Consider the following 13,018-nt stretch of genomic DNA (forward strand, 5'->3'; position numbering starts at 1 on the left):
AGGTAGCGAGCGTCACATCCACCTGGTCAACGGACCGGTTCACCAGTAGCATGGCCCGGATCATGAGCACGGAACAGACAATCGCACAGCCGGAATCGGATGCTGTGGTGCAGACACCGACGCTGGCTGGACGACGATTCCGGAGCCGCGACCACTACGTAGTAGGCCGGGAGAAGGTCCGCGAGTTCGCGCGCGCCGTGCAAGCTCAGCACGGTGCACATCTGCGCGAACCCGATGCGCGCAAGCTCGGGTACGAGGGCATCATCGCGCCGCCGACCTTCTCCTCGGTCATCGGCATCACCGCGACGCGGGCGCTGCTGGATTCGGTGCTCACCGACTATGACCTGTCCCAGATCCTGCAGACCGATCAGGTCTTCGAGATCGTCCGGCCGATTCTCGCGGGCGACCAGCTCACCACCGAGGTCGTGATCGAATCGATCCGGCAGTTCGGCGACAACGATTTCATCCTGGTCGGCTTCTCGCTGACCGACCAGCGCGGTGCGGTCGTGCAGACCGGTTCGACGACGATCGTCGCCCGCCGCGGCGCCGAGGTCGACGCGAATATCGCCGACACGGTCGAGAACATCATGATGCACCCCCGCCCGTCGGCCCAGGCCGCGGCAGCCGCGGGCGCGCTCGTCGCCGTCGACACCGACGCCGACGCCGCGGGATCGGCGCGACTGCCGCAGCCGAACCCGCTCGTGCACAGCCTGCCCGACTTCGACCGGCTGTCGGTCGGCGAACAGCTCCCGGCCGGTACCGCCGAGGTGACCCGCGGCGACCTGGCCAACTACGCGGGAGTCTCGGGTGATCCCAACCCGATTCACTTCAGCGAGCAGGCCGCGACGCTGGCCGGACTGCCGACCGTGGTGGCGCACGGGATGCTGACCATGGGCCTTGCCTCCGGCTACCTGACCTCGTGGGTCGGCGATCCGACCGCGATCGAGAAGTTCAGCGTGCGGTTCTCCGGTTTCGTCCCGGTGGCGACCGACGCGCCGAGCACGATCGAATTCACCGGCAAGATCAAGTCGTTGGATCCGTCCCGACGGATCGCGACGGTCATGATGGCGGGTACCTCGGACGGGCGCAAGCTCTTCGGTCGGGCCATCGCCGAGATCCGTTTCGCCTGAGACACCGGACTTCTCGGCTCATGGACTACCGGGCGGCAACGAGGGGTTGTCGCGCGGCTCAGTCCACCGTCGCGTGCATCAGGTAGACGTTGTAGTCATTCCAGGTCGAGATGTTGAGGTACAGGTCAGAGCCCGAGGACCAGGGGTGGATGAATCCACCGTAGAGCTCTGGGTAATTCAAGACCGACACCGTCGGCGTCCCCTCGGACCACACGCCCTGTGGTGAATCCGACTCGCGGACAACGATAGCCGCCTTGGCCGTGTCGAGATAGCTCATCTGCCAGACGTTTCGGGCGCTGTCGAAGCGGACCGACAACTCACCGGCCGGCGCGTCGACAATCGGAGTCGCGGCGGCGAATCCGCCGGTCGGCGTCCAATGTCCGTCCCGCCAGTACTGATAGGCGGTGGTGTTGAGGATCTGATCCTTCGGCACCCTGGCCAGGCCGACAGCGGCAAGCCGAGTGTTGGGGGTGCCGAACATATAGACGTAATCGCCGTTCGGAACCATCGCGCTGACTTGGAAATTCGCGAGGCCGAAGATGTTGTCCCAGCGCGCGTGCGGGTCCTTGGTCCAGGTTTGGCCGTGGTCGTCGGAGTAGGCGATGCCGCCGTAGTTGGTGAAGAAGGTGCCAGGAATGCTGTTCCAGGTGCGAATCGCCATGTAGCTGAGGTACTGCCGGTCACCGATCGCGAATCCGGAGGTCGGAATCGTGGTCACCTCGATATTGTCGAGCTTGCGGCTGGACAGCACTTCCGCGGCGTGGCAACGATCGTCGGTCACCATCCGGTCGTAGGTCATCCCGTCGGAGAGATCACGATCGGTGCTGAAGGCCAGCACATTGCTGCGCCAGTCGGTGCCCATGCCGCCCGGAGGGTGGAAGCCGCGCCCGACGGTGTCACCGAAGACGGTCGCGATCTCCCCCGGCGCGCTTTCCCACATGATGCCGAGGTCGGTCCCGTCCACCTGCCACCGCTTATCGGTGCGGTTGACCGAATTCGCGCCGGTCTGCTTGGCCACCTCGCGCACCGCACCGACGCGCGGGGCACGGCGCGCCGGTGACTGCGCGGCGGGTTCGGTCGGCGGATCGACCCGCGCGGGCGGCGGCGGCACCGTACCCGGATCCGGTCCTGGTCCGGGAATCCCGAAGTAGAAAGGCTTGGGGCTCAATAGAACTTCCGGAATCCCCAGCCGACTGGCCAGACTCGGCGGCGGCACCGGCCCGTCGGTGAGATCCGGACACGGATTGACGCACGGATCGGGTGGCAGCTCCATCGTGATCCGTGTCGGCTCCGATACGGGTGGCTGTGGCGGAAGCACGGTCAGCACCGGATACGGTATGGGCACGTCGAGTGTCTTCGGCACCAGCGACTCATGCTTCGCCACCGGATCACTCGCGCACGGACCGGCCCCCACCGCACTGTCCGCGGGCACCGCGACGGCAGGCCGCTCGGCGCAGACCAACGCCCCTGACCAGAAAACGACGGCACCGAGCACGGCCACTAGTCGCCCCGCCATAGCCAACCCCTCGACATCCCTCGGAGTACTCGCACCAGCGAACGACCATACCCGCCTCACTCGATTCGGCACGCGAGACTTTCCGATTCGCGGGCAGCGATTTACGCCGCGCCGACATCGATTTCGGCGTGGCCGCACGCGCATGGTTGGGCGGAGGATGGATGGCGTGAACATTTCACTGATCCACCGCCACGGGCTCGCCGTGCTCGGCGTCGCCTGTCTGATGGCGGGCGGCTCGGCGCTGATGCCGACCGCCGCCGCCGATCCACCACAGGCCGCGGCAATATCCGGTCCTGATGATTCGCTGCCCATACCGAGTTACCGGCCGGGGCCGAAGGGAAATAATGTGCCGCCGCCGAAGGAGCCGACGGCGGAGGAACCGGCGTTCTATTCGAACTGCGATCAGGTGCGGGCCGAAGGCAAGTTGCCGTTGTATCGGGGGCAGCCTGGGTACGCGCCGTATCTCGACCCGGATGGGGACGGGGTCGCCTGCGACTACTGAACGGCCTGGAAGGTCAGGGCGGTGGTACCGATTCGGATGACGTCTCCGTCGGCGAGTAGGGCGCCGGTCTCGATCGGCTCGTCATTGACATAGACGCCGTTGGCCGAATGCAGGTCCTTGATCAGCAGGCCGGCCCGGCTCGGCATGATATGCGCGTGATACCGGCTGGCCTTGGGGTCCTCGAGGACCAGGTCGTTGTCGGTCATCCGGCCGATCCGCAGCCCGCCGTGCCCGATCACGAGCACGCGGCCGTCGGCCATCCGCAGCTGGCCGCTGCGCACCGCACGCGGCATCTCGGTGACTGTCTCGGTCATCGCCGCGGCCATCCGCTCGGTGCGCTTGAGTTCGACCGTGCTGAGCGGTTCCTGACGCAGCACCCGCTGCTCGAGGTCGACGAGGACGGGACCGGGATCGATGCCGAGCTCATCGGCGAGCACCGCGCGCACCCTGCGGCAGGCTTCGAGCGCGTCGGCCTGACGGCCGGACAGATACAGCGCGGTGATCAGCTGCCCCCACAGCGGCTCCCGCAGCGGATGCTCGGCCGTCATGGACACCAGCTCGCTGATCACCGAAGGGGCGCGTCCGCAGGCGATTTCAGCATCAATACGGGCGGAGGCGGCCTGCAGCCGCTCCTCATCCATCGCGGTCGCGAAGCCGTCGGCGAACTGCAACCCGGCCAGATCGGCCAACGCGCGACCACTCCACTCGCGCAGTGCATTTCCGAATAACTGCGCGGCACCCGGGTGATCGCCGACCTCGGCACAGCGCGCACCCGCATCACGGGCCGCCTCGAAACGGCCCAGATCGCAGGCTTCCTCAGCGATTTCGAGTCGATAGCCCGATGATTCGGTGCGCAGCACCATCGCCGGATCCACACCCGAATTGCGCAGCGCCTTACGAATATTCGAGACGAACACCTGCAGACTCGCGGCGTAGGAATCGGGCGGATCCTCGTTCCACACCATGTCGGCCAGCGCGGCCGAAGCCACCGCACGCCGCCGATTCACGGTAAGCGCGGCAAGCAAGGCCCGAGGCTTGGGCCCGCCGACCGCCACCGGCTCACCACCGACGAGCAGCCGGACGGGCCCGAGCACGCGCACATCAAGACTCATGAGCTCGGAGCCCCCGGGGGGTTGAAAGGGTCAGGCGCTGATCGACCGTCCCGCGGACTTCAGATCATTGCACGCCTCGAGGACACGCGCCGCCATGGCGGACTCGGCCTTCTTCAGGTAGCTGCGCGGGTCGTACACCTTCTTGTTGCCGACCTCGCCGTCGATCTTGAGCACACCGTCGTAGTTGGTGAACATGTGGCCCGCGACCGGGCGGGTGAAGGCGTACTGGGTGTCGGTGTCGACGTTCATCTTCACGACGCCGAACCGCAGCGAGTCGTCGATCTCCGACTTCAGCGAGCCCGACCCACCGTGGAAGACGAAGTCGAAGGGCTGCGCGTCGGCGGCAAGACCGAGCTTGGCGGCGGCCACCCGCTGGCCCTCGGCCAGCACCTCGGGCTTGAGCACCACGTTGCCCGGCTTGTAGACACCGTGCACGTTGCCGAAGGTGGCGGCGAGCAGGTACTTGCCGTTCTCACCTGCACCGAGTGCATCGATGGTCTTCTGGAAGTCCTCGGGCGAGGTGTAGAGCTTGTCGTTGATCTCGGCCTCGACGCCGTCCTCTTCGCCGCCGACGACGCCGATCTCCACCTCGAGGATGATGTTCGCCTGGGCGCACGCCTTGAGCAGTTCCTTGGCGATCTCTAGGTTCTCGTCGATCGGGATCGCGGAGCCGTCCCACATATGCGACTGGAACAGCGGGTTCTGCCCGGCGTTCACCCGCTCCTGGGAGATGGCGATCAGCGGGCGCACGAAGGTGTCCAGCTTGTCCTTGGGGCAGTGGTCGGTGTGCAGCGCGATGGTCACGTCATAACGCGCGGCGATCACGTGCGCGAACTCGGCCAGCGCGACCGCGCCGACGACCATGTCCTTGACACCCTGGCCGGAGGCGAATTCCGCACCACCGGTGGAGAACTGGATGATGCCGTCACTACCCGCATCGGCAAAGCCCTTGATGGCCGCGTTGACGGTCTCCGAGGAGGTGCAGTTGATGGCCGGGAAGGCAAAGGAGTTCGCTTTGGCCCGACCGAGCATCTCGGCGTAGACCTCCGGAGTCGCGATGGGCACTGTGAAGACCTCCGTGTTGTGCGGCAATAGACAATTCTGACAGGCCACAGAGTAGGCCAGCGGCCTTTCGCCATGTTCGACGGGCAAGACAATGCCTCACACGGCTCCACGACCAATCGTCCGCGACCCAGCGCATCCGACAAAGTCGCAAGCGCCCCTCCTCACCCACCCACCACGCAGCGAGTCTTACGAGCGACCGTTCGCGGCCCGTTTCGCGTCCGAGCAGCCGAAGCGCATGCGCCGCAGGCGCGAGTCTCGGCTGCTCGGACGCGAAAACCAAGGGGCCGCGAACACGCAGCGCCGCAGGCGCTGCGAATCCAACACTGCATTCTCAGCTGAACCCGGTACTGTGGGCCGCGTAATTGCGCTGGCAGCTACCGACGCGGTGACACACCCCCCGCGTAACGATTAGCAAGTTGGCCAGCCGTACCCGGACAGGAGGCCGCGTGATTCTGCTCGCAGCGACAGAATCGGTAAGCAATGTTGCGCTGACCCAGCTGTTGGATCCGATGCATCTGCTCACCGAGACGTGGCTGAAGAACGCGGTTCTTCCGGCAATCCTGGTCATCGTCTTCATCGAGACCGGTCTACTGTTCCCGATCCTGCCCGGCGATTCGTTGCTGTTCACCGGCGGTCTGCTCGCCGCGCAGACGCCGAATCCGGTATCGATCTGGGTTCTGGTGCCCGCGGTCGTCGTCGTCGCGTTCGCGGGCGACCAATGCGCCTACTGGATAGGCAGGGCGATCGGTCCCGCGCTGTTCCAGAAGGAAGACAGCAGGTTCTTCAAGAAGCACTACGTCACGGAGACCCACGAGTTCTTCGAGAAGCACGGACCGAAGACGATCATCCTGGCCCGGTTCGTGCCGATCGTGCGCACCTTCATGCCGGTGCTCGCGGGTGTTTCCAAGATGAACTACCGCAAGTTCGTGGCCTTCGACATCGTCGGTGCGGTCCTGTGGGGCGGCGGCGTGACGGTGCTCGGCTACTTCCTCGGCAATGTCGCCTTCATCAAAGACCACGTCGAGGCGATCTTCCTGCTCATCGTGCTGATCTCGGTGCTGCCCGGCATCTTCGCGGTGGCGAAGAAGGTGCTGAACAAGAACGCGAACAAGAACGAGGCTGCCCGGCCCGAGGCCGAGCTGGCCGCCTCGGCGAACGAGCCCACCCACTGAGCCGGTGGTGTCGACTGCACCGTTGCCCCTAGCAGTGGGCAATTTCGATCCGCTGACCTCGGCGGGCCCCGCGCTCGTCTGGACGGTGGTGCTGACCTTCGTCTTCATCGAGTGCGCAGTGATCATCGGGCTGTTCCTGCCCGGCGACTCGATGCTGATCACGGCGGGCATCGTGATGGCAGGGCACGCCACCGGCGAGACCCAGGTGTGGGCGCTGGCGGTGGGCACCATGCTCGCCGCCATCGCCGGTAACCAGGTGGGTTACGTCATCGGGCACCGCACCGGCCATCATCTGGTCGCCCGGAAAAACGGCCGGTACATCAATACCCGCAATCTGCAACGGGTCACCGAACTGCTGCAGAAGCACGGGTTCCTCGCGGTGCTGATCGCCCGCTGGATTCCGTGGGTGCGCACGCTGTGCCCGATGGTCGCGGGCGCGGCCGGAATGGATCACCGCAAATACACCGTGGCCAGCACGATCGGCGCGATCATCTGGGCGCCGGTGCTGCTGCTCATCGGCTATTACGCGGGCAGCTTCCTGGAGCGGGTGCCATGGTTGATGCCCGGCGTGATCGGCACGCTGGTGATCGGGCTGATCATCGGGACCGTGCTCGGTATCCGTCACTACCGTCAGGAGATGCGCAAGCCCGCCGAGGACTTCGATCTCGAATCCACGCCCGCTGGCATGCGCGAGTCCGAGGGCTGAGCTTCCGAGGGCTGAGCCCAATCGGCGCTGTCGCCCACACGGCGCAGTCGGACGGAGTCCGTCTACAGCCCTGCGCTCGGCCGAGGGAAGGCGCCTACAATCCGGCGGCGCTGACCTGGTAGGCGGCCTCCATCAGCAGCCACCCCGACAGCTGCACCGATAGGTCGCGCTCCGGAACCCGCGACGAGGTCACCGAACCACCCGTGGTGAAATGTCCGGCGCCGGATCTGCCGCCGGGCAACTGCGCCGGTTTGCTCCAGTCGTGACCGAAAAGCGGCTCGCCCTCGACATCGAGCCGGTTCGCCCAGGCCGCGGTGGCCGAGGCACGCACGATCGCGGCAGCGTTGCGCCGATCCGCGACCTGTTCGCGATCCTCGCCGGGCAGCATCACCGCGACCACCGCGAGGTAGCGGGCCAGAATCCCGTTGAACAGTCCGCCGTCGCCACCACCGCCGCCGTTGATCACGCCGCGGGTGGTCAGGTGCTCCTCGACCGCGGTGAGCAGTCTGTGCACCCGTTCGGTATGCCTCGGCTCGCCGGTGTGCACCGCGAGCTCGGTCTCCAAGCCGAGCACAACGCCCTGGCAGTAGCTGAACACCGGGCGCTCGATTTCGCCTGAGGGCAAATGGATTCCGTCGAGGATCAGGCCGGTCTCCGGATCGCGCAGCGTCTCGTCGAGCCAGTCGGCCATCTCCTGGGCGCGCGCATGCCTGCCGAGTCGCAACAGCGCGATACCGGCAGGACCGTTGGCCGGTGCATTGAAGTAGTCCGATCGCTTGCGCCACGGAATTCCGCCGCCGCGCGCGGGCTCCCACGCGCCGTACAACTCCTTCTCCAGCGCGATCAGCGCGCTACGCGCCTCGGTAATGTCCTGGGTTCGCTCGGCGCGTTCCAAAGCTATGGCGAGCCAGGCCATGTCGTCGTAATAGTTGTTGGTCCAGCCGGTGATGTTGCGGATGCGGTGTGAGCGGGTGATCGCGCCGATGCGCTTACGGCGTGCCGGGGTCGGCACCCGGTTGGCCGCGTCGGTGGCGCAGTCGATCAGATGTGCCTGCCACCAGTAGTGCCAGGAGGCGAAGGTGCGCTCGCGTTTGGTGGCAGGCCAGCCGACGACGCCCAATTCCGTTCCCGGACAAGCCCATAGCGCTCGCAGATGGCGAGAGACGATCGCCGACTCCGCCATATCGGCCCGCTCCGACCACAGGGCCGGCGTCGCTGCCGAATTCGCTCCAGCCCTGTCCCCACCCGTGCCCTGCCCTGTTTGCGGGCTCCGCGAAGTCATAGGTCAATGGTGCCAGTTGGACCGCGATTTACACGCCTGTTTTCGTTACCAAGCTGAGTCCAAATCGGCATGCTGACGGATCCACGCGTGCATGGCAATACCCGCCGCGACGCCCGCGTTGATACTGCGGGTCGAACCGAACTGGGCGATCGAGACCGTCATGGCCGCCGCGTCCTTCGCGTGCGCGGTGACACCGGGGCCCTCCTGCCCGAACAGCAGCAGGCAGCGGCGTGGCAGCGCAACAGTTTCCAGCGGTACCGAACCGGGGGTGTTGTCCACCGCGACCACCGTGAGATCCGCCTGCGCGGCATAGGCGAGCAGCTCGGCGAGGTCGGTGTGATGCTCGATGTGCTGGTAGCGGTCGGTGACCATGGCGCCGCGACGATTCCACCGCCGCCTGCCGACGATGTGCACGGCCGCCGCCGCGAAAGCGTTCGCGGTGCGCACCACGGTGCCGATATTCGCGTCGTGCCCGAAGTTTTCGATGGCCACGTGGAAGGGATGCCTGCGCCGATCGATGTCGGCGATGATGGCCTCGCGCGTCCAATACCGGTAGGCATCGACCACATTGCGGCGGTCACCGCCCGCCAGCAGTTCCTGGTCGAGCCGCGGATCGTCCGGCGGCGGTTCACGGTGCTCGGCAACCCATGGACCGACACCATGCGGATGCTCGCCCCACTCGGTGGGTCCTGTCGGCTCCTGCTCCGAGGTGTCGGGCACTGGGTCATTCACTCGGATGATGCTAATTCCGGTCGCGCCACCGCCTCACACGAGGCGGACTCGCGCCGCGTCTCAGTAGGAGGAGTTCGAGTCCAAGACACCGGTGACGCCGAGAATCACGAAGAACACCACGAACAGCAGGCTGACGATGATCAGCACCGAGCTGATGATGCCGCAGACGTAGCCGACCATGACATTGCTGCGCCCGCCGATCGTGCCGCCGGACGCGTCGATCTCGTTGAGCGCCTTCTTGCCCATCACCCACGCGAACGGTCCGAGAATCTGGCAGAACACCAGACCGAGGATGCCGAGAATCATGACAGTGGTGGCTTGCGGGTGATCTTGCGGCGGACCATACCCATAGGGTGAATAGCCGTACTGCGGTGGCGGAGGCGGATAGCTCATTCGCTGGATGGTAGTGGGTGTGGCTGGCTACACCATGTATTCGGCGGACAGCTCCATCGAATCCCGCCGCCGCCACGACAACCATGGAGCTCATGACCGAGACAGACGCCGATCCGACCCTCGTGCTGGACGTGCCGACCGGACCACCCGGCCGATCCGCTGCCAAGGAAGTACTTCGCGCGGTGCTACGGGCGCCGATCGAGGCACGGACCTGGAAGGAATTCGTCTACGTCTTCACGGTTTTCGCGCTCGGCTGCGTCGCCATCGCCTACCTGTTCTTCGGCTTTCTCGGCGGGCTGTACGCCTCGATCTTCATCATCGGACTGTGGGTGCTCGCGCTGGTGATCCTGGGCGGGCGGACCTGGGGCCGAATCTATCGGGCGTTGTGCCGGGACCTGCTCGGTATGCCGGTGGTCGCACCGCCGCGCTTCGCGCCGAGGCCGGGTCCCTTCGGATTCTTGCGGAGCGCGTTCACCGATCGGGCGAGCTGGCGGGCCATCCTCTTCCTCTTCGCTCAGGCCGTGCTCGGTGTGGTCGTCGGCTATTTCGTGCTCGTCGCGATCGCGGTGGTGCTGTTCACGGCGATCTCGCCCATTCCGTGGGCGCTGTTGCATCCGACGAACGTCGACGAAAACGGCGTCGAGCATCATTCGCTTTTCCAGTTCGGTTCGCTCTACATCGACAGCTGGCCCAAGGTGCTGCTCACCTCGGCGATCGGCATCATCTGCTGCTTCGCCCTGCCGTGGCTGCTGCGTGGCACCTGCTGGCTGCACCGGGCGCTCACGATCACGTTGCTCGCCGCAACGGCCCGCGATACCCAAGTGGCCGAACTGCAGGCGAGCAGAAAGGCCGCGGTCGAGAATGCGGCGGACACACTGCGCCGCGTGGAGCGGGATCTGCACGACGGCACCCAGGCACGACTGGTCACCATCGCCATGGCGCTCGGCCGGGCCGAGGAGCGGCTGGCCGTTGGCGGCGACCCCCGCGATCTGATCGCCGACGCGCACGCCAGCTCCAAGGAGGCGCTGACCGAATTGCGCGAACTCGTGCGCGGAATCCATCCACCCGCACTGGAACTCGGATTGGCGCCCGCACTGGAGACCCTGGCGGCACGCTGCGCGGTTCCGGTGGAGCTGCGGGTGCATCTGCCGGAGCGACCGCACCCTGCCATCGAAGCGATCGCGTACTTCTCCGTCGCCGAACTGCTCACCAATGTGGTCAAACACGCCCATGCGGACCGTATCTGGGTGTCGGTGGTGCCGACCGACATCCGAACCATCGTGGTCACCGTGCGCGACAACGGAATCGGCGGCGTGCTGCCACCCACCGACGGTAACCACTTCGCGGGCAGCGGACTCGCGGGGCTGTCGGCACGAGCGCGTGCCGTCGACGGCACCCTGACCGTGCAGAGCCCGACGGGCGGACCCACCGTGGTGACCATCCTGCTACCGAAAGCCGGGCCGCAATGACCATCCCACCGTCGAGCACGCCACTGCGCATCGTGATCGCCGAAGACAGCGTGATCCTGCGCGACGGACTCGCGGGCCTGCTCACCGAGCGCGGCCACGAGGTGGTCGCCATGGTCGGCGACGCGAGCACTCTGAGCGACGTAGTCGGCACGCACAATCCCGACGTCGCCGTGGTGGATGTGCGCATGCCGCCGTCCTTCACCGACGAGGGCCTGCTCGCCGCGATCGAGCTGCGCAGGAAATATCCGATGACCGGCGTCCTCGTTTTCTCCCAGTGGATCGAAACCCGGTACGCCACCGAACTTCTCGCCGGCGGCGCCAGCGGCGTCGGCTATCTGCTCAAGGATCGGGTCGCCGACGTCCGCGACTTCATCGACGCACTGAACCGGGTGGCAACCGGCGGTACCGCCCTCGACCCGGAGGTGGTGAGTCAGTTGATGGGCGCCTCCCGGCAACAGGATTCGCTGGCCAGGCTCACCCCACGGGAACGCGAGGTTCTCGAATTGATGGCGCAGGGTCTGTCCAACAATGCGATCGCCGCGGCGCTGACGGTCACCGAACGTGCCGTGGAAAAGCACATCGGCAATATCTTCACCAAACTCGACCTGCCGCCTTCGGAAACACATCATCGTCGCGTACTTGCCGTATTGCGCTTGAAAGGGTGATTGCCGGAGAAATCGGGACCGATTCCGGCGTCTTCTGGAGTCTCGTCAAGGTGTATTCACATCCGATCGTGTCGTCCTATCCTGGATAGAGCAGGACAGTCGGGGTGGAGGCTGGTATGGACCACGCGCGCATTTTCCGCACGGTGCTCGGAGTGACCGCCGCGTACCTGATCCTGCTCGGACTGTGGCTGGGGTGGCTGTTGCCGCACACCCCGCCCGGGACGGAGCCCTATCAGATCATCGCGCTGGTCGGCGTGTTCGGATCGTGTGTCGGTATCGGGATGATGCTGGCCGTCCGCCCGTCACGGGCGGATCGGCGGTTATGGCGCCACGGCCTCGAGGGCTGGGCGAGGATCGAGGGAGCGCACCCACTTCGCCCCACCGATCACCACACCGAGCTGACCGAATTCGATCTGGAACTCACCGTGCCCGGGTCCGAAAGTTACCGGGGGACTATCGTTTTCGATGTGACACCGGCCGACAAGCCGCGGCTCGCGGTCGGCGAGACCATCTCGATCCGGGTCGATCCGGCGAACCGGGACCGCATCATCCTGGTCCTCTGACTCATTCCGTTACCGCGACAGCGACTTTCGCGTGCGCCCTCGGGTCCGCGAGCAGGTATTGCGCGGCCGCATAGGTGGACAGGATGACGCCCTCGGTGACACGACGAGATCGCTCACCCCGCGCGAAGAGGCGGCGCAGCACGATCAGCCCATCGGAAACAGTGAAAAGCAGCGCGCCGACGCCGAGTCGACTGCGCGGGTCGGCGTCGGGGATATTCACTCCCGCAACAGCTTTCGCATTCGGTGCCACGCCGGGATCGGAGGCGAGCACCGCCGCGGTCCCCAATGTGGCGCCATAGGCTGTCAGCGGTACGGCGACACCGGGCGCCTTCGCCCACAGCAGCGCACCCGCGCCGAGCCAGGCAACCAGTCGTGGCACCGCCACCGCGGCACGGGGCCGCCCGCCGCGCCGCCACCACAGCGTCGAATACCCGGTCTGCATCACCGCGAACGACGAAGCGCCCGCAATCAGCCGACGATCGTCGTCCGGATCGATCAACAGGATGTCCCCGACCGTCGCGGCACCGAGCGACCCGAGCAGCAGCGTCCGGTCGGTGGAATCCAGCCTTTTGCCCTCGGCCACCACGTCCGCCGCGAGCAGCGGCATCATCAGCGGTTTGGCGATCCATTGGAGCTTCTCGCGTCCAGTGACCGCCCCATATACGGTGACGGCCGCCGCGACGAGAAACCCGGCCCGAAACAGCCGCATGG

General features: G+C 66.1%; 14 protein-coding genes. 7 read left to right on the forward strand and 7 right to left on the reverse strand.

What is annotated here, in order from left to right; translation table 11 throughout:
* Positions 1-62: 62 nt before the first annotated feature.
* Positions 63-1,130: a fused (3R)-hydroxyacyl-ACP dehydratase subunits HadA/HadB gene (locus tag ACFQZZ_RS28485; RefSeq protein WP_378686865.1), complete on the forward strand. Its 1,068-nt coding sequence runs from the start codon at positions 63-65 to the stop codon at positions 1,128-1,130.
* A 58-nt stretch (positions 1,131-1,188) separates the two neighbouring features.
* Here ACFQZZ_RS28485 and ACFQZZ_RS28490 read toward each other — a convergent pair whose 3' ends face one another.
* Positions 1,189-2,646 (reverse strand): DUF4185 domain-containing protein, encoded by a 1,458-nt coding sequence (locus tag ACFQZZ_RS28490; protein ID WP_378686866.1) that lies wholly within the window; start codon positions 2,644-2,646, stop codon positions 1,189-1,191.
* Between the two features lie 166 nt (positions 2,647-2,812).
* Here ACFQZZ_RS28490 and ACFQZZ_RS28495 point away from each other — a divergent pair, with 166 nt between their 5' ends.
* Positions 2,813-3,148, forward strand: a complete 336-nt coding sequence (locus ACFQZZ_RS28495) for an excalibur calcium-binding domain-containing protein (protein WP_378686868.1) — start codon at positions 2,813-2,815, stop codon at positions 3,146-3,148.
* Here the strand turns inward: ACFQZZ_RS28495 and ACFQZZ_RS28500 are convergent.
* Together ACFQZZ_RS28500 and fbaA are read right to left on the reverse strand one after the other, a co-directional pair.
* Positions 3,142-4,260: a BTAD domain-containing putative transcriptional regulator gene (locus tag ACFQZZ_RS28500; protein ID WP_378686870.1), complete on the reverse strand. Its 1,119-nt coding sequence runs from the start codon at positions 4,258-4,260 to the stop codon at positions 3,142-3,144. The genes ACFQZZ_RS28495 and ACFQZZ_RS28500 overlap by 7 nt on opposite strands.
* Positions 4,261-4,290: 30 nt before the next feature.
* Entirely contained in the window at positions 4,291-5,325 is a 1,035-nt protein-coding gene (gene fbaA, locus ACFQZZ_RS28505) for a class II fructose-bisphosphate aldolase (protein ID WP_378687155.1), read from the reverse strand.
* A 509-nt stretch (positions 5,326-5,834) separates the two neighbouring features.
* On the opposite strand from fbaA, the gene ACFQZZ_RS28510 reads away from it, so the two are divergent.
* Both ACFQZZ_RS28510 and ACFQZZ_RS28515 read left to right on the forward strand, forming a co-directional pair.
* On the forward strand, positions 5,835-6,497 hold the full coding sequence (locus tag ACFQZZ_RS28510; RefSeq protein WP_378687157.1) for a DedA family protein: 663 nt from the start codon (positions 5,835-5,837) through the stop codon (positions 6,495-6,497).
* 22 nt (positions 6,498-6,519) lie between these two features.
* Positions 6,520-7,203 carry a DedA family protein gene (locus ACFQZZ_RS28515; RefSeq protein WP_378686872.1) on the forward strand — a complete coding sequence of 228 codons (684 nt, stop codon included), beginning with the start codon at positions 6,520-6,522 and terminating at the stop codon, positions 7,201-7,203.
* A 94-nt stretch (positions 7,204-7,297) separates the two neighbouring features.
* On the opposite strand, the gene ACFQZZ_RS28520 is transcribed toward ACFQZZ_RS28515, so the two are convergent.
* From ACFQZZ_RS28520 to ACFQZZ_RS28530, 3 genes are all read right to left on the reverse strand, one after another.
* Entirely contained in the window at positions 7,298-8,386 is a 1,089-nt protein-coding gene (locus ACFQZZ_RS28520; protein WP_378687159.1) for a glycoside hydrolase family 76 protein, read from the reverse strand.
* A gap of 144 nt (positions 8,387-8,530) precedes the next feature.
* Positions 8,531-9,217 carry a TrmH family RNA methyltransferase gene (locus ACFQZZ_RS28525; protein ID WP_378686873.1) on the reverse strand — a complete coding sequence of 229 codons (687 nt, stop codon included), beginning with the start codon at positions 9,215-9,217 and terminating at the stop codon, positions 8,531-8,533.
* A gap of 60 nt (positions 9,218-9,277) precedes the next feature.
* On the reverse strand, positions 9,278-9,610 hold the full coding sequence (locus ACFQZZ_RS28530; RefSeq protein WP_378686874.1) for a DUF4190 domain-containing protein: 333 nt from the start codon (positions 9,608-9,610) through the stop codon (positions 9,278-9,280).
* Positions 9,611-9,702: 92 nt separating this feature from the next.
* Between ACFQZZ_RS28530 and ACFQZZ_RS28535 the strand changes: the two genes are divergently transcribed.
* The 3 genes from ACFQZZ_RS28535 (at position 9,703) to ACFQZZ_RS28545 (ending at position 12,307) form a co-directional block, all read left to right on the forward strand.
* Complete coding sequence (locus ACFQZZ_RS28535) at positions 9,703-11,079, forward strand: sensor histidine kinase (RefSeq protein ID WP_378686876.1); 1,377 nt, start codon at positions 9,703-9,705, stop codon at positions 11,077-11,079.
* The gene (locus ACFQZZ_RS28540; RefSeq protein WP_378686877.1) at positions 11,076-11,744 is read left to right on the forward strand and encodes a LuxR C-terminal-related transcriptional regulator; all 669 of its coding nucleotides are present in this window, start codon (positions 11,076-11,078) and stop codon (positions 11,742-11,744) included. Before ACFQZZ_RS28535 ends, ACFQZZ_RS28540 begins: the two co-directional genes overlap by 4 nt.
* A gap of 116 nt (positions 11,745-11,860) precedes the next feature.
* Positions 11,861-12,307: a hypothetical protein gene (locus ACFQZZ_RS28545; RefSeq protein WP_378686879.1), complete on the forward strand. Its 447-nt coding sequence runs from the start codon at positions 11,861-11,863 to the stop codon at positions 12,305-12,307.
* 1 nt (position 12,308) lies between these two features.
* Here the strand turns inward: ACFQZZ_RS28545 and ACFQZZ_RS28550 are convergent, their stop codons facing one another.
* Entirely contained in the window at positions 12,309-13,016 is a 708-nt protein-coding gene (locus ACFQZZ_RS28550) for a lysoplasmalogenase family protein (protein ID WP_378686881.1), read from the reverse strand.
* Positions 13,017-13,018 lie beyond the last annotated feature (2 nt).

Origin of the sequence: Nocardia sp. GCM10030253, assembly GCF_042675075.1 — a bacterium.
Taxonomy (GTDB): domain Bacteria; phylum Actinomycetota; class Actinomycetes; order Mycobacteriales; family Mycobacteriaceae; genus Nocardia.